The sequence below is a fragment of the Yersinia entomophaga genome (assembly GCF_001656035.1).
Lineage (GTDB): Bacteria > Pseudomonadota > Gammaproteobacteria > Enterobacterales > Enterobacteriaceae > Yersinia > Yersinia entomophaga.
This window is the reverse complement of record NZ_CP010029.1, coordinates 18,524-38,061: the sequence shown is the minus strand read 5'-3', so window position 1 is coordinate 38,061 and position 19,538 is coordinate 18,524. Positions and strand designations below refer to the sequence as shown.

The following is a 19,538-nucleotide window of genomic DNA, read 5'->3' as shown; positions in this document are numbered from 1 at the left end:
CTTTGCTGATTTGCGCCATTTTGTGTCATTGTTTTGGCACAAATCTGTCACACTCCCACCTCGGCGTCCCTGCCAATAAAAAATTCTAATCCGGCATTGCTGGCCACTCTATGCTTTTACCAGTCGATATATCCAATCTCATTAAAGAGATTCGATACTCCTTCCATTTTGCCAAATCATTTGCTTCCGTCCCTTCAGGCGAACCGCTGTCAACCGCATCCTGACGCCATTCAATTTCACTATCAGCTTTGGCCTTTAGCGCCGATCTCTGACTAGTTGCCTCAACTAGAACTTCCTCTGGCGTCATCTCTGGTGCATCGACCCAGGCTGGCCTGCCCTTTACCGTCCCCAATAGTTTTCTTTGTGGTGCGGCAGTGGCGTGATATATAGTCATCTCATCGTCAGTGGGGATGATTAAGTCTGAGTCTTTAATTTCACCGTAGCTACCATCATCGACCATATTTTTTGCCAAAAACCGGCTTGTCTTTTTATTAAATAAATATGACATCACAACCTCGTTATTTAGTAGCCAAAAGCAACCCAGAATAAATCCACAACCACAGTATCAGCCGCATTAACCTCAAATGTTGTGCTGGTGACGTTCCTCACGGTTTGGTTTGCCTGAGCACCAGTGGCGGCAGCACTATAATTTCGAGTGGTAATGACTGAACCGGTATAATTGGGGAATGCAGTTGGAAAGGTGACCGTGGAGAATGATGTTCCAGTAGCTAGGCCTGTTGCCTTGCCCCACTGGATAATTAACCCGCCCGGACGGTCTGGTATCCTGATGAAACTATTACCAGTGAAGTTTATTTTTCCAAAAAGAATCATTAGCCCCGGCAACGTGAGAACCTTATCTGCCGTACCGACGGGGATTTCTGCCGAGGTTGCTACGTCACGTGTGGATGAATTACCCAATCCTAAGTTAACCCTGGACTGGGGTTTGTCCGAAAGGTCATTCAGATTTTGCGTCTTTTGAAGGGCTCCAGTAATGCGCGTGTCATTGCCGGCGGCCACGGTATTAGCCGCACTCCCCACATCTAATGTTGAAGAATTTCCGAGGCCTAAGTTATTCCTAGCGGTAGCCGCGTTAGTCACATCCGACAAGTTTTTTGATTGAGCTAGCGCATAGGATACCAGCCCTGGAAGAGTAACAACCTTGTCTGCTGTGCCGATCGGATAGTCGGATACAAGCGCCACATCCCTTGTGGATGAGTTGCCAAGACCAAGATTGGTCCTTGATGCTGGCTTGCTCGCCAAGTCAGAAAGGTTGGCGCTTTTCTTCAGAGCATCAGCAGCGGCGGCAGCGGCCTCTGTTAAGCCAAGGTTAGCTACAGCAGCAGCCACAGCTGCGGGACCAGCAGTTGCTATTTCAGATAAGTTATTGGCTGTTTGTAGTGATAAATCTTTTTGAGCCAGTTGCGCAATTGTGCCTGCCGTCAACATATTGGCTGCAATGTCATTAGCAGACCACAACCTTGCTGGGGTACCCTCCTGAGCGCGAACTATCGTCATGACATCTCCCGAACGAGAGGTAACATGAACTATTTCTGTTAATGTCCCTGTAGCGGCATCAACTAAAGTAAGCTTGAAGTAACTAGACCCCGGGCTAGGTGACGGAAAGATTATCCCGGTGCCGGTATTAACAGTAAGTGTCGTTGCGGTCGCGCTGATGCCGGACGCCAATACTGTCGATGCGTTATTGGATGTTAAGAGTGTCAAGGCCATTTGGCTCTCCTGATATTAAGATAATAAAAAACCCGCATAAGCGGGTTAGGTTTAGTTCAACAATCTGGGTTTTTAACGAGGTAGTGGGTTCCAGTGATTCTCTCTCAAGTAAGCTAAAGACGAGTAGCAACCCTCGCGTCCAGATGGTTTAGCAATATGCCGAGTTTCTCTGGAAAGAATTGATTCGGTATTCCCTAGCCAATATTTGAACTCACGAGCAATATCGCAGGCATCGCCAGCGTATTTCGATTCAAGCTGTTTAAGTGCTGGGTACGTTTCTTCCGCGTGTCGACGCATTTTATCAGCAACAAGCCACAACCAAGATAATGCGCACAGTTCATCATTAGTGAACTGTACTTGCTTAACAGTGGCTGGCACCGCTTCCTGTTTGCCAAGGTATTCACCATCAAGAACCACACGATGGATATATTCTACAGCCAGCGGAATTTGATTAAGCTCAAGCTCGTCAATGCTATCAATGTTAAAACGCTGATGAACCATATTGTATGCATCGTCATAGCGGAGTCCTTTCTTGCCGACCAACATGTTTACTGCGTCACGAAGCGGAGTGCGCTCATTGACTGTAGTTTTGCTGACTTTCGGCTTTACCTCACCCTTAGACCAATATTCATATAGAACGCTGAAACACTCTTCCTGATACTGAATGAGCTTGTCTTTGATATCGGCACGAACCTTTTCAGGGTTGATACTGAACAACCAGCCGTTGAGCTTGCGCAATGGAATGCAGATCATCTTCTGAATGCCACCTTTTGTAGGAGTAGAGATATCTCTACACCCAAATTTTTCCTTCTGATTTTTGAGCTTTACAAGCTGCCCGGTCCAATCTATCCCAATGTTCTCAATGATTGGGCGCATAGCGACAAAAGGCTGACCATCATGGAAAATTGTAGCCAAAGATTGACCATGGAAAGGAACGTTGATAGTAGAGATCTGAGTTGCTATACTTGACATGTCGATAACTCCGAAAGTATTTGACAAATTAGAAGCCCGGCTAGTGTTGACGCACTGCCGGGTTTCGTTGTTTTCACTGCACACTAGCAAATCCCTCGCTTTTCAGGCTATTCATCAATCTCTGATAAATCTCTGAGTTAATGGAGCGTCCATTTCTTTCTGCCGCCATTTTCACAAGATCCATATCGCTTTTTGGCATTCGTATATTAAATACAGGCAACTTACGTGCGTCTTTCATTTTAGCTTCCTTCTTAAGACCACCGTGGTCTTATTGATAAGATAATACCACCGTAATAGTATGTCAACTCTATTTATCGGAGGATGCATGGCCAGAAACGATCCACAGTTCAACTTGCGCATGACACAAGAACTTAAGTGCGAGCTTACTGAAAGAGCAAAAAGAAACGGCAGATCACTGAACGCCGAGATAGTACAAATACTTGATGATGCAATCGAAGCGGAGAAATCAGGCTTCCCGGCAGGAGATGCTAGGGAGCTAAGGAATGTGATCAGAATGCAGAGTGAGATGCTTGATCAGCAAGGCAGTAATCTTAAAAACATGGCGTCAATGTTTGCAGAGTCACTAAAAAAGGTCTCTGAAATTATTGAAGAAAAACATAATAAAAAGCCCACCTGAGTGGGCTGCTCAGCGCAATGACGCGCCAGAAAGAAAAGGCCTACGTAAATTGGGCCATTTATTAATACACATTCTTAATTTGTGTTGTTCCATCCGTAATACCGTTTTTGCTTAGAGTCCAGCAAGACATAGCAATGTCCCTGAACTGCCCTCTTACCTCAGGAGACAATCCAGGTTGCTGGTTTACATCTTCTTCAATCTGCCTTAATGGAATTCCCCCCCTTTGTCCAACGCCAGCGGCTTTGCATAATGCTCTAATATTCAAATCAAATTCAGCTTGGTCATATTGGTTTCTTGCCATGACAAGATAATATATATGATTTAAATCATGTATTGCCGATTTAGTCTCTCTATCTCTGATGCAAACTGGGTTTTTACTACACAGTCCATCTTCTTTTTCTTCTTTTTTTTCTTTTAGCTCATCGTAATAAAAATCAAGGGCGCATGAACCTGAAGCTGCATATGAAAGATCATAGCATTTATCAGATAATCTCTTTAAGAAGTCATCAGTCTCCCAACCATTGGCAATCATTTCTCCTCGGACTGTATTAATATTTACAGGAATACTCGCCCCCATTGGGTTGTAAATTGAAGGAGCCATTTTGATAAGAAAATCACGCTTCTGTGATAGAGGTGGTTCGGCGCAGCCTGAAAGAAAAATTGACACAATTAACAAAAAACATAACTTATTCATCATCATCCCTAAAACCCTATGAAAGAGGATAAATTCTATACCATTCAACCAACAATGGTCACAGAAACAGGCTGATAAAATGGCATATGTAAAAGTCCACTATCGAAAGCCTGCTTGAATAGTGATGCAAACTCATATTCGTTACTTTTAATCAGGACGCTTGTGTTCTGATTAAAAGAGCGAGTATTTATGGGGAATGAATTATATACCCCCGAGTTTGTAAGCTTTCTATACCCTTTAACAATCGAAATGTTAGCGCCTGATGTGGAAAACAGCACCGAAATACTCCACCGCTGATCATTAACAACATCTACTCCATCGACCCCGGTCAAAAACCTCATAACCCGGCGCTTTAGCCACGGTATGGTAAAGTTGAAACCATCACCTTTATAGTAATTCCATGTCATTACTCTTTTGAACACATCGTCTGAAGCAACTACTTGCTCAGATTCATCCTTAACCATCCGTCCATTAAAAGGCAATTGGTTAAACAAAAGCGAATTGTAATCACCAAACGTGCGGCGCTTGTCACTAACCAGTATAGGTGGCCTAACCCCATACACCCCCAAAGCAATCCACCTGAGCTGATCGCCTGCGTTATAGCCGCCAACAAAAACAGGGAGATTCGCATCTTTCATCCATGAATATATGTCTTTTGACAGCGTGTTATATGCGTCAACAAAAGCCTGAAGATTTTCATCATCATTATACTGTTGATATAAATATGCACGAATAATATCATCAAGCATCTCACCCCCCAGTAACGGTCACGCCATCATCTGAAATAAACCAATAGCTGTATCTGTCACCGCTAATTATATTTGTATTTTCATCCACGCTAGTAATAACGCCATTTACAGTAACAATCACATTGAGATTGCTAATCAAGCTCATATTTAGAGTTTCATTTATGGACTGCAAAAAAACATCTTTTATACTATTAATATTTAACGGATTACCAGCATAAATACCGTTAATATAAGAAATGACTGGAGCAGCCACTAGGGAAGATACCGTGGCGTCAGTTAGATAATTGACACTTTCAGTTGCCCACTCTAATTTTACAGTTACGCGCTGCTGTAAAGGTTGAACAAAAGGTATAACGTAGCTATCAGGCCAGTCATTTATTGTTACAGTGTTATTTCTTAAATTTGGAGTTACCACCCCGCCGCCAGTCCATGCCCCGGAACCCGTCGTGCTAACACCAATAGAGAACGAGTGGGAATTTATAACAGTAATGGTGAAAGGCGTGCCATTGATCCCTGAAATCCCCGTAACTCCATTAATAATAGCGACCTGCCCACTACTAAATCCATGAGTTATATCGGTGGTAATAACTCCAGGAGAAGCATTGGTTATTCCTGTAACATTTAGTGAAGTGCCTTTTAATCGGCTAATATCGCCTGCTGACTTGTAAATAGCCCCTGCCATTGAAAAAATGTCACCCCCGCCGCACATGATTATCCAATCGCTACCATCGGCCACGACAGAGACAAGCCTAGCCTGAACATTATCTAAATCAGTTAATTTTTGACGAATAAAGCCAGGATACCCCTGGACTGTGCTCATTCCTGATTCCCATACTCGCCCCCTGAACTCTGCAACGGTTTCGGTTGGTCCACCGGGTATCCCTGCGGTTTGATTTGTACAAGTAATAACGATATCTGATGGCAGGCTTGTGGCTATATTGTTTACGGTATTCTCTGGTACTGCCCATGTCCCTGTGATTGTTGCCGCACAAGTAACTGGTGATGTTGTTCCTGACGCAGGAATTATGGTTGTATCAGATAATGAATATTGATGCGTGCCATCTGAAACCAAAAAACCCTGAGGGAGGGCAAATCCTGCCGGGCCACTAAAAATAATCTGAACAGTTGTCAGCCCCTCTGTTTTTTGCCCAGTTATCCCATATTGTTCAGCGAGAGTATTAAGCATAAAAATATTAGCCGTTAGTGGTCCAACTGAGTTAATTAAATCAACTCTGGCTTGATCACAAACGAGAAGTGCGCCAACGCTGGTACTAACAATATCCTCTACCAAAGATCCGGGCAAATCAGTTGTAATTCCAGGTGATTGCGCAGTGGCGAGGGAGACTATTTTATCTCTTAATTCATTTGCGGTTAGTGGGATAGGGCCTGATGCATTGTAACTAACTGGCAAATCACTCATACATTCACCTGTGCAATGATTTTTGAACCGGCGTTCGTTATAGCCGATATGTTATAAATTGGCGGGTCATCACTGACCATGGCAATCTGCAAAGAAGAGAAATATTGGCTAAATTGTTGCTGTATTCTATTGACGTAATAAGTCGGCAATATCTGCTGAATGACCGAGCCATTAGCCGGGATGCCGTTATTCGCGTAAAAGGGTGATTCTTGCGGGGCCAGCTTCAGGTTTTGAATAAGCGTCGTCAGATAAACAGAATCATTAAAACCATTATCATCAGTTTCAACAAGCACCCATTGGCCCTCTGAATTTCTGCCGTAAGTTCTCATTCAGTAATATTCCCGTTAAAAGGCGTTGTAGTTGAACCGGTATTTGACCCGCCATTACCGTTGGTATGAACGTGGCTATTACACCATGCAACCAATCCGGCCCAGCCCTCATGCATAATTGCAGGACTTGTACTTGCGGTAGCATCTTCTAACTTTCCAGCTTCTCCAGAAAGGCTCCACATGCCGTTTGTCAAAGTTAGCACCGTACTGCCAACTGTGACTTTAAACTGTGTAGGCGTGGCAATAGTGATACTTTCCGGCGTAAGCAAAAATGTTGTATTGCTTCCGCCATCCCGAATAGTCACCCCCTCTGGTCCGTATAGCGTCAGGACCTGCCCATCAACCGAATCCCACTCGGTATTGCTGATGGGTAAAAAAACCAAGGCACTTAAGTTCGCAGGAGGCGTAAGGTCTGCCGTCCCTCCCCCTTGCCCACTCACTCCGCCAAGATAGGTGTCAGCAGGGATCACGATCCCTTTATCCCCTGATTGCATTGGGTAGCGAATATATTGAGGCCCAAAGATAGGAATAGTGACTTGAGGTAGCGTGTACGGGATATTAGTGAGATTGAATGAAACAGTTACCATTTTCCCTGACTGAGAAATAACAGTTACTGGCAATACCTTACCAGCCGACTCCATTGCTTCGCTTATTTTGTTTTCAGCAAACTGAGTAATATTTCTATTAAAATTCAACTTATTGCTAACATTCATTTTTTCGCCAACTCCGTAGAAGGATATGCCTCAATGATGGTCACCCAACTATTTGCATCGGGTTGCCGGCTGTTACCTACAAGGCGAACGGATTGCACGATAAACTCACCAGTAAAAGCAGAGTCATTTCTGAATTGAGAAAATGAAGATGCTTGAATCATTGCCCGTGATTTTTTCGGCATTAAAATATGGTCACCAACCTGAATATCGGCTCGCATTACACATGGCACTGTTATTGTGCCAAATCTAATCCAGGTGGGCTGACCTATAAGATCAGTGAATTCTATTTGAGTTGGATGACCATTCCGGTAGGTGGCACTTTTTAATGATGTTTTATCTGAATGATTAATATAATCGTTATCCCATACCCTTATCTCTTTTCCATTAACGATGGTAATTTCAACACCAGAATAAGATGAATCTTTAATTATTGTCTTTGAGAAGTTTTTCAGATCGCTAGCTAACTGGCTAAGAGCCCCACAGAACATGGGCCTTGAATATGGAAGCACCAAGCGGTTACTAACGTTTATATTGTGAGTGTATGAACCACCAAGAGTCTGAAAGCATTGAGTTAAAGCTACCGATAACTGCTGTCCCACCCCCCATGGCATCGTTAAATTAAGCGGAGCCATAGGTAACTGACTGGTGGTCGATGTGGGTCCAGCAACAACGATTAAATCAAGCCGTAACTCGGTTCCCTGCCAGTTTCCAAATGCTTGCCAGATGGTCCCCTCAAGAACCAAGCCTTTTTGAGATGGCTTCGATAACGGCAATCCCTTTGACATTCCAACAAACATTTTTACAGTCATGCCAAACATGTTTTGCTGGGCTTGCTGCATTTCCTGTGGGCTAACTCCCCAAACAGTGATGCAGCTTTGCCCTTGTGGGGTTGACTCTCCAAATCGTTGAATGTCAAATTCAACCATCAGCCCGCCAGGATTGAAAACTCCATTCTTAAGGCTTGAATACTGACGAAATAAAGCTCCCTTCTGGTCATATATTTGAATATCGTAAAAGCGCATCAGCTTGTTACCTCAATTCGACCATTAGGCTGACGCCATATCATGGATGTTGAAGAAAAAACTCCCGATATAAGGTTAATCCCCATACCGGTTGTTGATTCGATCATTGCGGTGGTAAGGATCTGGTTACCTGAGTTATCCGTAATGTTCAGATACCATCTCTGAGCCGATATATTCCATTTTATTTGGCAGTTATAAATCGTCCCATCCAGCGACGGAGTAAACGACATGCTCTCCCGCTCATTGCCAGAAAAATCATAATATTCTGTACTCATAAGCCGAAAGCTCCACTCAGTTTTCCAACAAGCCCTACAACCTCACTTGCTATGCCTGAGACGCTTCCACCAAGAGAGGTATTTCCTAATGCCGCAGCCGTACTTGTCCACGCGCTACTGGTTGTCTTTGCTCCACCGTCTATCTTGCCGATAAAGCTATTAACGGCTTGCTCGGCTCCAGTCTCAGTAACAAGTGGCTGCTCGAAATCCCATACCCACGATTTTTGCGTGATCGCTTCGTTATAGCTGGTAACGTCTTTCACTGTTTTCAGTATGCAACCGCTGTATATCAATGCAGGTGTTGCAACAATGAATGTGCCACCAAGGTTGGCATGAGCTTGCAGAACTGACTGAAGTGCACTTAGGGTCACTAATTTTGTCATTGCGCCAGTGTTCTCATTAACCGGCGCATCCATCATTAGAGATACTCGGAGTGGTTGTGCTAATAGCGCGTTTGCAGCCACTGTTTGGTTAGCGAATGGGTATCGGGCAATATCGTAATCAACCATAGTTGCCCCCTGAATGGGCTTCCAATGGCAGAAATACTTATCCAAGTCTGTCAGGTTTATAGCCCCGCCGATGAGTCCCGTAACAAAACTTGCGCTTTGTGTAAGAGCCACTATCGGCAGCATCCCTCCTGGGATGCTTTGAGCTACACCCTCACACAGAATTACAGGGGATATTTCAAAACCAAGCTTGTAAAGCTCCCGCGTGAAAGCCATTATCCATACCCTCCAAGCTGAGCGCTATTTACAATGGCATTGCCACCGGTATTGTTATAAATCTGGATGACGGCCCCCTCAGTAACCCTGCTTCCGGCCCCCTCTTTCGTTGCCATAGCTGAAATTAGTTTTGCCAGAACGGCTGGATCATTAAGGTTTAGCTTTTCGTTTTCACTGAACTTTGTCGATTTAACAACATGGCGAATATAAGCGGCTGTATCGTTTTCATTGGATGGGGCCCATTTGCTAACGATATCCTTAACGTTATTTATCCCTTTAGAGCCATATATCTGAAGCTGCTTCGTGGCTGCCAGAACCCCCTCATCAAGGGTTGGAAATACAGCAAACTTTCCACTTTGAGTGTTATGAGTCCCGTAACCTTCAGCCCAGCGCAAATTACCGGGGTTGTTAAAGCGATCGGCTATTGTTCGGCCCTTGGCGGTGACATCGGCAGGAGTTGGGTCAACTGGAGTAATGCTTCCGCCGGAATACCAATCTTTTATTTTTTTAGACCCAATGCTGAATAAATCTTTAATTGCCGGTCCAACAGTTTGCGGATCAAAACCAGTTTTCTCTTTAACCCACTTAGCCGATGAGTTAGCGCTATCAGCTACTGAATCATTCCATCCGTTCAGTGTTGTCCCATTTAAAAAACGAATCACATTATCGACAGTCAGACCCATATCTCGGATTGACTTCATGAAGCTATCGATATCAGTTCGAAATGATGGTGATGCTAGGTATTCTCCAAACTTCTGGATTCCTTGTGAGAGTCCATCAATCCATTTCCCCAGTTCTGGTGATTTAAGAAATGAATCAATCATCCCGGAAACAGAATCAGACAACCTGGTTAACTGTGGAGCCAAAGGGGCAAGACCACGAATAAATGAGTTTTCTATGCTGTAACCACTACGTTGCAACTGGACATTAAAATCAGTCCACTGCTTTTGAATCTGATCGCTTAGTTGTAGTTGTTTGCTGTCCTGAGCGGCCCTTTTTTCCATCGAATCAATTTCTGCATCGCTCATATTTTTAAAGCGGTTCAGATCATCGAGGGTGAAAAAGTTTGTCAGTCCGTGGGCCTCGGCCCCTTGAAGATTGCTGCCATTTTTAACAAAGATATCGCGCGCATTGCGGATCATCTGTGGAAGCAGTTTTGCAGGGTCCTGATCTGGATTGTTGATACCCATCGCCTGGAACTGCCAGCGCTTGCTCAGGTCAAGCTGTGAGTCTCGAATAGCACCAAGGGTACCTGTTGGGTTACTTAGTGCTCTCTGATAGTTGATAGCGGTAGAGTCAAGGCCACCAGACGTGGTTCCTAACCCAAGTGTTGTAAATCTCTGTGATGCGGCACCGGAGGCCAGTCGATTAATCCCGAATAGCCCGCCAGCGCCGATCAGCCCAGAAAACAAACCAAGGATGCTAGTCCATGAAATTAAACTTGTGGTTGCATCCTTGATATGACCGGCCAGCGATTTCGCATCTTTCGTAGCACCACTCAGGAATTTCTTTGCAGCACTCGCATTCTTGTTAAATCCAGATTGGTTTTTATTGGCTTTATCAAGGCTATCGTTTAACCGGTCAAGTCCGCTATTTATCGACAGAATAGCAGCAGCGCCATCGGAGAATGATTTTGCTACACCCTGCAACTCTGATCGCACCTTCGCAGTTTCTTTCTCTGTATCACCAATGCCATGAGCGACACCTCTCCATGCTTCTGGGAGGTCACCAAGGGCAGCTTGATACTCGTTGAACTTCTCCATAAATGACTGGAACTTATCGTCATTTACATCAATATCAATGATTGACTTAGCTGCCATTGAAAAAGCCCCTTTCTTTGAGTGCCGCGATTAAGAAGCGCTGGCGATATTGAGCAGGACTGAAGAATTCTTCCCCAGTGATTTCCCGGATAACACGCCAGAACCCCTCATTCGCAGCCCAATCTAAGAGGGTATAAATGAAGTTTCCTGCTCGGCACTCTGGGGTTGGGTATCGGTAGCCTGATTCGACTTCAGCAAGGAAGCGCGGAATTCCATAGCGTTGGATGATGTTAGTTGCCCACCGTACATACTGATCACCGCCCCCACTGTTGGGGCTATCAGTTCCTTCTTCTGAATGGCAGATGACACCATAAAAAAAACTATTTCACCTTCAGTGTCTCGATATTCATCTGCGGTGATAACGTTATTCTTCATCGCGGCATCAAAAGGTGATGACTTCCACTCGCCGTTGTCGTTATAAATGACAGTGGTTAAGCGTTGAATATCGTCAACAATTGTAGGTCCAGAAGATCCACTCAACTCTTGCTCCTGCTTGAGTTTTTTCCGTAGCATCATGGCGGCAATGCGAGCGGAACCGAGCCCACCAACTTGAGAAATAAAGTTTGAAAACATGTTCCCCAACAGCAAACAGTTCTCTTCGATAACCTCATAAGGGAACGGGGTAACATGAATATAAACAGGATTACCCCCATCTCGGATGATGGTGCTAACCAGGTTAAGATTTTTGTCAATTTTCACGGATTACACCCACATATTATCGTTGGTAATGATGTAGCCAGAAATTGTAGCCACATAGCCAGGATCCATGCCGTTCATAGTTATTTCATTGAAGTTAACTAAATAACTATTAAGAACGGTGTAATTCCCAAAGGTATTAGCATCCGGGGTAACTACAATTTCCCCGAGTGACGTATCGGTCGCAAAGCGATTTTGATATGCAGCAGCAAGCGACTGAGTTTTAAGTAAGTGAACTGTTAACGTAACCTGCTGGTATGGTGCCTGGCTGCCTACCGTGCCAGTCATCGTGGGTAAGATGTCGGTTGCTGGCCCATCAGGACGCAAACTAACCCCCTCTTTGCCAAGAAATGATGCTGTAACATTCAGAGACGGATCGCCAGTTACGGAAACCGCGCCACGAACACGGTTAAGAAATCCCTGTGATACTAACGGGTTTGCCATTTTTTTATGCCCCTACAAAATTGGTTACGTTCAGGTTAAACGTGATTGACTCGAATCCACGACGAGGTGTCATAACAGCGCTTAGCCCGTTATATTTACCGCCCTGATAATCGGAAGGATTCAGGCTTGTGTAATTACTGAATGGCACGGCATTAATCACAGCATTGCCCGCATAGCTGCCTTTTTCATATTCAGCATTAAAGTCAGTTTGAATAAGCTTGGTTCCAATGACTCGCCCCAGGATTAACCCATAACTAATGCCATTGCGTAGTGTTTTCAACGCGCGATTTTGGAGACGGTCGATACCAACTTGCTCATAGTAAAGAGGGTTGGTTGAGGTGTTAGAGCCGTTAATGACTTCGTTAGCAAGATCCAGTTCAAGGTTTATCGCCGTCCATGCAACTGAATACCAATAGTTGAATGGATTACTGTCCAGCATATGGCCAGCAACCAGCATCTTATTGCTAAGCCCACCTTCTGCCGCAGTGCCGATGTAGTTAATGCTGTTATCTTGAAGGGTTTTCAGCAGTGTGCCATTACCACTCACTGGATATTCTGTTACCCCATACATGAACCGATATGCCATCGGCGGGACCATGTTTGATGAACCGGGGTCATTCGATAGTGAAGATTGGAATGGGCCAGCCATAGAAAACTCCGTTGCCGGAATATTTGGGGCCTCAACACCTGCAAATACTGTCTTATTCTTCGTAGTAACCCACTCGGAATAAGTGCCAATAGTGGTAGTAACAAAGAAATAAACCAACGAACTTGGCGATGTATATTGCCCAGTTAGGGTTTTAAATGTTGTCTGCTCATCCCACTCGCGCGGAACCAGATAAGAGAAGAATTTCTGGTATGTATTCCCCAGTGAAATATCTTCATCAATAAATGTCGATAGAGCCGCAACACCATTCACCATGGATACATCACCAAGCTCGAGCACAAATACTGCTCGGTTAGTTCCCTGCGCCCAATATGAAGTATTCATCTGGGTAATTTCATTCGCTACTACAGTTTTTACCGATCCCATAACCGTGGATACGCCAGGGCTAACTGATAATGGATAGGTGAACGCAGTTGATGTGGTTACCGTGGCAGTAAATGCACCGTTATATCCAGTAGGGGTAACGCCTGAAACTAATACAGGAACCTGATCGCCAATTGTCCATCCATGAGCGGCCGAAAGCGTTACTGTCACTACGTTTGTAGCCCATTCAATGGTAGCAATCGCTTTTGCTGGTTTTAGGATGGTTGTCAAATCTGATTTAGATGTCAGTAACTGGTACTCGCCTGGATTCAGCGTGGTCCCGCCCATGGAAATCATCGCCCCGGACTTAAGCAGTTGCGACGGCTTCGGTGGATTGGTCACCGATACGTTAATATTAACAATTGCCATTTAATTATTTCTCCGGATAAATGGACGGGATTACAGAAATAACCAACTTACGGGCGACATTCCTCATCCGTTGCTGGTAATAGTTGATCTTGAATTTGATGGTTTTACGCATGGCAGTAACGTTAAGTTCGTTCTGCGTCACGCGCTCATCTTGAACGACAGGAATGTTCATAATTCCCATTTCAGCGTCATCACTTATCGTGTATTGCTGCATGTAGCAAAGAAAGTCCTCTATTGCGGCATTACGCAATCCGGTTACTGAAATGGTCACATCTTCCGAAACAAGCTGGTATTGGTTGTACTTCTCATCCAGATAGAACGCCCCGGCAATAGGAGCGGCGTTACTACACCTGACTGTCGCAAATGGTGGCGAAAGATTCTGGATTGATAACATGGCTGGATACATTGGCATGTACTGATTCAACCCCAACCAGATCGGCAGGGAGCTAGAGACAACCACATCAGTTAAATCTATATCTTCAGCAGAGTTGATAATCTGCGATCGCATATGCGGATATACAGCTTCGCCAGTGTAGTGATATAGATTAGCTGGTTCATTCAGGCCGGTTCGCCGAGAGAACGAGAACTGTATTCCGTAAAACTCACCGATGTAGAGCACATCAGAACCGATGTCATTAAATTGGTCGATATCCGACTGAGCGGTGAATGTCACTACGTTTCGGTCGTAAAGTTGCTCATCATCTTGGATGGTTTCAGTTGTTAAGTGCAGGTAACCTTTCACATCCACCGTATCTGGCTCAGGATCTGGTTCGTCAGTGAGAATTGACGCTTTTACCCAGAACACAAAGCCATCCAGAGGGAGAACCTTCCTGATATATTTTGTAAATGTGACGACCTCGGAAAGGCTTATGTCATCGAGGCCCTGAGTCAAGGCCGCATTAAGTTCTGTTTGTGCAGTTTTCTGTAGCTCAGCTAGGGAAGGCATTCAGCACCCCGCTTACCCAGGCGCGCATAGACGCCTGATATGTTCCGGTATCGATAAAGGATGGTCTTGGGCTACCCTTCTTATTTTTGAATCTCTTCGATATCCCTTCCATTGCCCTGCGAGTTGGAATTCCCGCTAACCCATTCATCTCTTCATTATCCAAAAACGCGACAAATAGGTTGTGCGTTCGTGACATTGATTCAGCTAACGGATCTCTTGTAGGTGGCGCACCTACAATCATATTCTCAAGACTGGCAGCAATATCATTAGCCATCATGTCAGCGATATCTTTACCGTACCGGTCAAAGAACGTCTGCATGATTTTGTACTTACCCTCTAGCAGCTCTGCTACGTCGCCAGTGGTTGTGTTCTCATCACCATAAGGGATGTCCATAACACCGAGATGGAGAGTGATCATGATAGCCCCCACAAACTCCCGAATTGCTGAGCAATCATCAGGTACCTGCGCCCCCAAGGGTCAAGTAGCATCTGAAGGTCAGCTAATGACAAGTCCTTGAAGAAATCAGGCACCAGGCGCTGAGAACTTGTTGAGTTATCGCTGGCTCCGGTGATCACCCCAGCCTTGAAGTTATTCAGCCCAAGCGTTTTACGAAGCTCAGAAAATACTGATTCCGTCCCGTAGTTAACCAGGAATGAAGCAGCAAGGTTATATACCGCCACCGTATAGAGATTCGGCATCACAGAGGCAATATCCTGATTCACCCACTCAACAGCGCCACCGTAAGCAAGAGCAATTGAAGGCGAGTCGTCGGGAACCTGAGTAGCGGTAATCTCCATGTCAGTGCGAATAAACTCGATAAATCCCGACAGACTGATGGTCATTTACTTTTTACTCCCGCGCTTCTGGGTGACAATTGTTTCATTCACGCTAGGCGTGTCGTTATTGTCATCACGGCCCTTTGTCTGCTCGACAGTGAACTCCATGTCACCGCCATAACCGGTACCGCTATTCAGCAATGCATCGTCTTGAGCTGCGACTGACGCTTGACGGCGGTTATGAGAGGTTTCAGTCAACTTATGGTCGTTATCTCTCATCGCTTTTTCGATGATCTTCTCTTGCACCGGCTTATCAATGCTGTAGCAAAGGCCAACAAAGTTTTTACTTTGGTCAATAGTTGAAGCATCTATCAGCCCGTAAACTTGGTGATGCTGGATAACTGCATCGATTTCTTCAGCGCCACCATCAAGAACAATGGCTTGAGAGCCATAAGCAATAGGAATGTTGCGCAAGCGACCCGTCTCTAAGGTACGGAAAGAGAACATGTGGCGCTGCTTAGTAGTGTTTGCGATATAAAGCTTCATCGTTTCCCCCAAAATAAAAAACCCCTGAAGGATTTAACCAGCAGGGGTTCTTATGACAACGCGCAGACTTAAGCGCTGTAGGCCATAGATAAGATAGTGATAGCTTCCGGACGAACGGCCCAGCCAGATGTTGAACGCATTTCTGCTAACACGTCTACTGCGCCACCGGCGATCGGAGTAGGAATTTCGCGAGGTGCAGCCATGTCACAGAACATCAGGGCATTTGCAGCCAGAGAAGGTGAAAGTTTGGCAAATTCGTTGGTGTTAATGGTTGAGTTAACCATCGGAACTTCAACTTCAGGGATAGTAATTAACACAACGTCTGTACCGCCAGCGCCAGCGCCGATCAATGTATCGTCGTAAACCCAATCAACCTGAACTCCGGCACCTCTCAGAACTTCCTTCACCATCCCGCCAACTGCATCAGTACCACCACCAGGGCGCTGATATGATGTCAATTGAACAATCTGCTGAATCTCCATGGCACCCAGCACACGCTGAGGACCAAGAATTACAACGCGCTGCTGGCGACCCAATTGCATGGTTCGTGTAAGCGCTGCCTGAACTTGCCCCAGAAGATAAACCGCCATTTCCCCATGGTCGTAAGTCAGGACCGTGGTGTTTCCGCTTGAGTCAGCTGGCAGAGTGTCAGTGGTCGCGCCTGCGGTATTCAGCAAGCCCTCACCGCCTGCTGGGTTCATACCAAACAGTAAGCTGGTACGAAGTTGCTGGAAGATACCCTGTCGCATACCAAGGCGCTGTGCTTCAGGCAGTGCCACATTCCAGTTTCCTGCTGCTGCCATGTCATGGTGGTCATAGATACCACGGCAACGGAAAAGATATGTTGGAGTGGAAATCATGCGGGCTTCCATTGCAACACTCGGCAACTGGTTAGCGTTCCCGGATTGACTGGAAGTAACCTGGGTGCGGATATCAAGACGACGCATGTAAACATACTGATCGCCAACACCCAGGCGAACCTGTGGGTTACCGCTGGCGATGGTTTCAAATGCACCTGACGCCTGCTGGTAGCCAATGATCATTTCCGGCGCGATGTACGACGGATTGACGATCGTGTAACTCGGAGTAATTGCAGCCATTTAATTCAACTCCCGATTAAATTAGGACCAGCGCGCAGCTGTCGTGATCATTCCATGTCAGGAAACCCGTAACACTGTCATAAGAGACGGTTTTTGAGTTGCCAGACTGTATTGAGATAACTTTGGCCGGCAGCGTAATGTTCGCCAGAGTTACCGCGCCAATAGTTCCCTGTGTAGTTGCTGCGCCACCAGGTGTTGACGCTGGCACATAAGTGAACGTGGTAGCTGTCGGTGCTGAGGTAACAACTACAGTGCCGTTATAAGCCGCAGGAACAGCACCACTAATGGTGATGTACTTACCAGCAGTTAATCCATGCGCCGCGCCAGTAGTAGCCGTAGCCACACCACCGGTGAATGAAATGGCGGTGGTGGCAATATCAGCACCTGCATAACCCGCATCGGCAGCTGTGGTGATTTGGTTGTTAACGAAGTCCCACGCCAATGCTGTTTTTACAGATGCATTGTTGGCACCGAGCGCGATCACCGCAGAAGATGCTTTCAATGGGATACGCATGTTCGCGCCAAAGCGATAGAAGGAAACACTCATGCCTGACGCAAATAGTGGAACAGGTGATTGTGGAGTGGTCAGCCCATTATGCGCCTGATTGAAAACTGTAAACCCTTCAATATCAGCCACGCCTAGCGCACGACGAATGGTCGAACCGCGAGGGCTGGAAGATACGCCAGGGATCAGCTCAGCAACCGGCACGCCGCCCCACAGAGGTTTAGTCTCAGTTGCAGAAACGGTGCCGGAAGCAAGATTGAAACGATTAGCCGGGTCATCCAAAGCAACGCCTTGAATGAAGCCGTCAGACTGAACACCGAAAGAACCCAATGCGTTAGTCGTCGCCATTGGGTTTAGAGATAAATTAGCCATGCTTTAATGCTCCCGTTAAGCCTGGTTGTTGAACATGGTGACCTGACGCTTACCCATTTGGAATGGTCCCCAAGTGGCTGCCGGATCGCCTTCGAAGGTACTAATCTGACGACCAGTAACATCGGAGCGTTTAATTTCACGCAACATGCCAGGCCCAACACTCAAACTGGCTGAGGATTGTGCATCGGCGTAAATTTGTTTCTCTGCGATATTCAACAATGCAGAGTCAGCGATTGAAGAGAGATCAACTGCTTTGTAATCGCTTGAATGTTCCTGTAACTGGATCATCAGGCGACGACGATATGACAGTGGTTTCTCACCAGAGAGCGGCATAGGTGCGCGCTTACCCAGCACAGAGAACACGCTATCAGCCTTAACTTGCGCATCAGCTAATTCATTTCGTTCTGAGTCAGATAGCTCGGTAGGAAGGCGAGATTTTAGAAGTGCCATTTCACTGCGCAAATCTGAGTCTGCTTTCTCACGCTCTTTGCGCTCTTTCTCCAGGTGGTCATCTTCACCTTTTGCTTCGTTCTCAAGTTTTTTCAACTCGGTCTCGTCAGCTTTTTCTTTTGCGGATTTTTCTTCTGCATCTGCTTTAGCCTTGGCCTCTTCAGCCTCTTTTGCTTCAGCATCAGCCTTTTCTTTCTTTGCATTCTCTTCAGCATCGGCTTTTTCTTTAGCCTCTGAGTCGGCTTTCGCCATGCGAGAATCCATGCACTTATTGAATAGTTCTACGAATTTGTCTTCGTCCATTATTTCAGCCTCGTTTGGAATGGAATCAGATTTAACACCAGTAGGGTCAAGGAGCTTGTCCCATACGCCCTGTTCACAAATTGCAACATGGTCGAGCAATACCGGGGAGTCTTCCACCAATAGAGACTGACCGTCGACTTTGATAACTGCATTCTGCGGTTCACTAAACGTGACGGTTGGTGAGGTGCTTAATTGCTTTGTTGCCATTATTTCGGCAGCCTCTGCATCATAAACACGGGCTATCGCCCACACCTCCCCATTATCAGCAACCCAACTATTCGTTAAGGTTCCAATAACCCGCTTTGCAAATTCATCGCTATCGAGCTTATTTTTCTCAGGGTGCAACCAAATCAACGGGACACCGGCTACACGCTGAAGAAAATCGGGGGTTAAATAGTTTTCCGGGTCTCGGAACGCCATTTGGTTGTCAGCACTACGCCACGTGACCCCAGTCCCGGTTACACGAATGGCGTACATCCACATGTTGATGAAGAATTGCGGACTGCTTAGGGTGCCATCAGCTATTAGCGCAGCCACTTGCGTTTCATTGAGTGGCTGTTGAGCCATCATTTCGGCAAATGGTTTATGCAATGGCTTTGGCATATCGTCGATATCGAACCAGCCAGCGGCTAGTGACTCATCGTCAATTTGTGGTTCGAACTGTTCTTCAATGTCAGCTCGATAGGTTAGGTAATCGTTATTGCTGCTGTAGGGGGTCATTGGCCCTGTATACTGATAGCCAACTTCTTCCATCACTTCTCGTCTGGCAGCGTCGGATGCTATTTCACCTTCTTCAAGCTTCCCTCCCGGTGGACACCATGTCCCATCATCTGAGCGCTGAATAAGTAAAACTCGCTTACCTTGGCGAAATAGGATTCCACTAGCGAAAATAGCCACGGGTCATTGAACCTCTCGCGTC

At 45.8% G+C, this 19,538-nt stretch carries 24 protein-coding genes; 1 reads left to right on the top strand and 23 read right to left on the bottom strand.

Going from position 1 to position 19,538, the window contains the following annotated elements:
- Window positions 1–85: 85 nt before the first annotated feature.
- The 4 genes from PL78_RS00275 to PL78_RS00260 all read right to left on the bottom strand — a co-directional run bounded on the left by PL78_RS00275 (window position 86) and on the right by PL78_RS00260 (window position 2,938).
- Window positions 86–508 carry a tail fiber assembly protein gene (locus tag PL78_RS00275; protein ID WP_064512194.1) on the bottom strand — a complete coding sequence of 141 codons (423 nt, stop codon included), beginning with the start codon at window positions 506–508 and terminating at the stop codon, window positions 86–88.
- 14 nt (window positions 509–522) lie between these two features.
- Window positions 523–1,728, bottom strand: coding sequence for a gp53-like domain-containing protein (locus tag PL78_RS00270; RefSeq protein WP_064512191.1), 1,206 nt, complete (start codon window positions 1,726–1,728; stop codon window positions 523–525).
- A 72-nt stretch (window positions 1,729–1,800) separates the two neighbouring features.
- Window positions 1,801–2,700: a phage antirepressor N-terminal domain-containing protein gene (locus PL78_RS00265; RefSeq protein WP_064512189.1), complete on the bottom strand. Its 900-nt coding sequence runs from the start codon at window positions 2,698–2,700 to the stop codon at window positions 1,801–1,803.
- A 73-nt stretch (window positions 2,701–2,773) separates the two neighbouring features.
- Window positions 2,774–2,938 carry an Arc family DNA-binding protein gene (locus tag PL78_RS00260; protein ID WP_064512187.1) on the bottom strand — a complete coding sequence of 55 codons (165 nt, stop codon included), beginning with the start codon at window positions 2,936–2,938 and terminating at the stop codon, window positions 2,774–2,776.
- Window positions 2,939–3,025: 87 nt separating this feature from the next.
- On the opposite strand from PL78_RS00260, the gene PL78_RS00255 reads away from it, so the two are divergent.
- On the top strand, window positions 3,026–3,337 hold the full coding sequence (locus tag PL78_RS00255; protein ID WP_064512185.1) for an Arc family DNA-binding protein: 312 nt from the start codon (window positions 3,026–3,028) through the stop codon (window positions 3,335–3,337).
- Between the two features lie 61 nt (window positions 3,338–3,398).
- Here the strand turns inward: PL78_RS00255 and PL78_RS00250 are convergent, their stop codons facing one another.
- The 19 genes from PL78_RS00250 to PL78_RS00160 all read right to left on the bottom strand — a co-directional run bounded on the left by PL78_RS00250 (window position 3,399) and on the right by PL78_RS00160 (window position 19,516).
- A complete protein-coding gene (locus tag PL78_RS00250) occupies window positions 3,399–4,037 on the bottom strand; it encodes a YajG family lipoprotein (protein ID WP_064512183.1) in 639 nt (212 codons plus the stop codon).
- Window positions 4,038–4,075: 38 nt separating this feature from the next.
- Window positions 4,076–4,780, bottom strand: a complete 705-nt coding sequence (locus tag PL78_RS00245) for a hypothetical protein (RefSeq protein ID WP_064512181.1) — start codon at window positions 4,778–4,780, stop codon at window positions 4,076–4,078.
- 1 nt (window position 4,781) lies between these two features.
- Window positions 4,782–6,200, bottom strand: coding sequence for a ubiquitin-activating E1 FCCH domain-containing protein (locus PL78_RS00240; protein WP_064512179.1), 1,419 nt, complete (start codon window positions 6,198–6,200; stop codon window positions 4,782–4,784).
- The gene (locus PL78_RS00235) at window positions 6,197–6,529 is read right to left on the bottom strand and encodes a hypothetical protein (RefSeq protein WP_050072736.1); all 333 of its coding nucleotides are present in this window, start codon (window positions 6,527–6,529) and stop codon (window positions 6,197–6,199) included. Before PL78_RS00235 ends, PL78_RS00240 begins: the two co-directional genes overlap by 4 nt.
- Window positions 6,526–7,242 carry a hypothetical protein gene (locus PL78_RS00230; RefSeq protein ID WP_064512177.1) on the bottom strand — a complete coding sequence of 239 codons (717 nt, stop codon included), beginning with the start codon at window positions 7,240–7,242 and terminating at the stop codon, window positions 6,526–6,528. The genes PL78_RS00235 and PL78_RS00230 overlap by 4 nt, the downstream gene beginning before the upstream one ends.
- The gene (locus tag PL78_RS00225; protein WP_064512174.1) at window positions 7,239–8,264 is read right to left on the bottom strand and encodes a hypothetical protein; all 1,026 of its coding nucleotides are present in this window, start codon (window positions 8,262–8,264) and stop codon (window positions 7,239–7,241) included. Before PL78_RS00225 ends, PL78_RS00230 begins: the two co-directional genes overlap by 4 nt.
- On the bottom strand, window positions 8,264–8,539 hold the full coding sequence (locus PL78_RS00220) for a phage baseplate plug family protein (protein WP_064512172.1): 276 nt from the start codon (window positions 8,537–8,539) through the stop codon (window positions 8,264–8,266). The genes PL78_RS00225 and PL78_RS00220 overlap by 1 nt, the downstream gene beginning before the upstream one ends.
- Window positions 8,536–9,261, bottom strand: a complete 726-nt coding sequence (locus tag PL78_RS00215) for a hypothetical protein (protein WP_064512170.1) — start codon at window positions 9,259–9,261, stop codon at window positions 8,536–8,538. Before PL78_RS00215 ends, PL78_RS00220 begins: the two co-directional genes overlap by 4 nt.
- Window positions 9,261–11,081 (bottom strand): hypothetical protein, encoded by a 1,821-nt coding sequence (locus PL78_RS00210; protein ID WP_064512169.1) that lies wholly within the window; start codon window positions 11,079–11,081, stop codon window positions 9,261–9,263. Before PL78_RS00210 ends, PL78_RS00215 begins: the two co-directional genes overlap by 1 nt.
- A gap of 123 nt (window positions 11,082–11,204) precedes the next feature.
- Entirely contained in the window at window positions 11,205–11,780 is a 576-nt protein-coding gene (locus tag PL78_RS00205; protein ID WP_064512167.1) for a hypothetical protein, read from the bottom strand.
- Window positions 11,781–11,783: 3 nt separating this feature from the next.
- On the bottom strand, window positions 11,784–12,221 hold the full coding sequence (locus tag PL78_RS00200; RefSeq protein ID WP_064512165.1) for a hypothetical protein: 438 nt from the start codon (window positions 12,219–12,221) through the stop codon (window positions 11,784–11,786).
- Between the two features lie 4 nt (window positions 12,222–12,225).
- Window positions 12,226–13,620, bottom strand: coding sequence for a hypothetical protein (locus tag PL78_RS00195; RefSeq protein ID WP_064512163.1), 1,395 nt, complete (start codon window positions 13,618–13,620; stop codon window positions 12,226–12,228).
- Window positions 13,621–13,624: 4 nt separating this feature from the next.
- The gene (locus PL78_RS00190) at window positions 13,625–14,566 is read right to left on the bottom strand and encodes a hypothetical protein (RefSeq protein WP_064512161.1); all 942 of its coding nucleotides are present in this window, start codon (window positions 14,564–14,566) and stop codon (window positions 13,625–13,627) included.
- Window positions 14,550–14,984 carry a hypothetical protein gene (locus PL78_RS00185; protein ID WP_064512159.1) on the bottom strand — a complete coding sequence of 145 codons (435 nt, stop codon included), beginning with the start codon at window positions 14,982–14,984 and terminating at the stop codon, window positions 14,550–14,552. Before PL78_RS00185 ends, PL78_RS00190 begins: the two co-directional genes overlap by 17 nt.
- Complete coding sequence (locus tag PL78_RS00180; RefSeq protein WP_050151413.1) at window positions 14,981–15,409, bottom strand: hypothetical protein; 429 nt, start codon at window positions 15,407–15,409, stop codon at window positions 14,981–14,983. Before PL78_RS00180 ends, PL78_RS00185 begins: the two co-directional genes overlap by 4 nt.
- A complete protein-coding gene (locus tag PL78_RS00175; RefSeq protein WP_064512157.1) occupies window positions 15,410–15,889 on the bottom strand; it encodes a hypothetical protein in 480 nt (159 codons plus the stop codon). It lies immediately after the preceding gene.
- A 68-nt stretch (window positions 15,890–15,957) separates the two neighbouring features.
- The gene (locus PL78_RS00170; protein ID WP_057619021.1) at window positions 15,958–16,989 is read right to left on the bottom strand and encodes a hypothetical protein; all 1,032 of its coding nucleotides are present in this window, start codon (window positions 16,987–16,989) and stop codon (window positions 15,958–15,960) included.
- A gap of 16 nt (window positions 16,990–17,005) precedes the next feature.
- A complete protein-coding gene (locus PL78_RS00165; protein ID WP_064512155.1) occupies window positions 17,006–17,866 on the bottom strand; it encodes a hypothetical protein in 861 nt (286 codons plus the stop codon).
- A gap of 15 nt (window positions 17,867–17,881) precedes the next feature.
- The gene (locus tag PL78_RS00160) at window positions 17,882–19,516 is read right to left on the bottom strand and encodes an NUDIX hydrolase (protein ID WP_064512153.1); all 1,635 of its coding nucleotides are present in this window, start codon (window positions 19,514–19,516) and stop codon (window positions 17,882–17,884) included.
- Window positions 19,517–19,538: the final 22 nt, after the last annotated feature.

Coding starts and splice junctions, on each gene's coding strand:
- PL78_RS00245 (WP_064512181.1), bottom strand. CDS start 4,780: ATGCTTGATGATATTATTCGTGCATATTTATATCAACAGTATAATGAT.
- PL78_RS00200 (WP_064512165.1), bottom strand. CDS start 12,221: ATGGCAAACCCGTTAGTATCACAGGGATTTCTTAACCGTGTTCGTGGC.
- PL78_RS00195 (WP_064512163.1), bottom strand. CDS start 13,620: ATGGCAATTGTTAATATTAACGTATCGGTGACCAATCCACCGAAGCCG.
- PL78_RS00225 (WP_064512174.1), bottom strand. CDS start 8,264: ATGCGCTTTTACGATATTCAAATATATGACCAGAAGGGAGCTTTATTT.
- PL78_RS00190 (WP_064512161.1), bottom strand. CDS start 14,566: ATGCCTTCCCTAGCTGAGCTACAGAAAACTGCACAAACAGAACTTAAT.
- PL78_RS00235 (WP_050072736.1), bottom strand. CDS start 6,529: ATGAGAACTTACGGCAGAAATTCAGAGGGCCAATGGGTGCTTGTTGAA.
- PL78_RS00215 (WP_064512170.1), bottom strand. CDS start 9,261: ATGGCTTTCACGCGGGAGCTTTACAAGCTTGGTTTTGAAATATCCCCT.
- PL78_RS00270 (WP_064512191.1), bottom strand. CDS start 1,728: ATGGCCTTGACACTCTTAACATCCAATAACGCATCGACAGTATTGGCG.
- PL78_RS00230 (WP_064512177.1), bottom strand. CDS start 7,242: ATGAATGTTAGCAATAAGTTGAATTTTAATAGAAATATTACTCAGTTT.
- PL78_RS00180 (WP_050151413.1), bottom strand. CDS start 15,409: ATGACCATCAGTCTGTCGGGATTTATCGAGTTTATTCGCACTGACATG.
- PL78_RS00255 (WP_064512185.1), top strand. CDS start 3,026: ATGGCCAGAAACGATCCACAGTTCAACTTGCGCATGACACAAGAACTT.
- PL78_RS00260 (WP_064512187.1), bottom strand. CDS start 2,938: ATGAAAGACGCACGTAAGTTGCCTGTATTTAATATACGAATGCCAAAA.
- PL78_RS00250 (WP_064512183.1), bottom strand. CDS start 4,037: ATGATGATGAATAAGTTATGTTTTTTGTTAATTGTGTCAATTTTTCTT.
- PL78_RS00220 (WP_064512172.1), bottom strand. CDS start 8,539: ATGAGTACAGAATATTATGATTTTTCTGGCAATGAGCGGGAGAGCATG.
- PL78_RS00185 (WP_064512159.1), bottom strand. CDS start 14,984: ATGATCACTCTCCATCTCGGTGTTATGGACATCCCTTATGGTGATGAG.
- PL78_RS00170 (WP_057619021.1), bottom strand. CDS start 16,989: ATGGCTGCAATTACTCCGAGTTACACGATCGTCAATCCGTCGTACATC.
- PL78_RS00175 (WP_064512157.1), bottom strand. CDS start 15,889: ATGAAGCTTTATATCGCAAACACTACTAAGCAGCGCCACATGTTCTCT.
- PL78_RS00265 (WP_064512189.1), bottom strand. CDS start 2,700: ATGTCAAGTATAGCAACTCAGATCTCTACTATCAACGTTCCTTTCCAT.
- PL78_RS00165 (WP_064512155.1), bottom strand. CDS start 17,866: ATGGCTAATTTATCTCTAAACCCAATGGCGACGACTAACGCATTGGGT.
- PL78_RS00240 (WP_064512179.1), bottom strand. CDS start 6,200: ATGAGTGATTTGCCAGTTAGTTACAATGCATCAGGCCCTATCCCACTA.
- PL78_RS00275 (WP_064512194.1), bottom strand. CDS start 508: ATGTCATATTTATTTAATAAAAAGACAAGCCGGTTTTTGGCAAAAAAT.
- PL78_RS00210 (WP_064512169.1), bottom strand. CDS start 11,081: ATGGCAGCTAAGTCAATCATTGATATTGATGTAAATGACGATAAGTTC.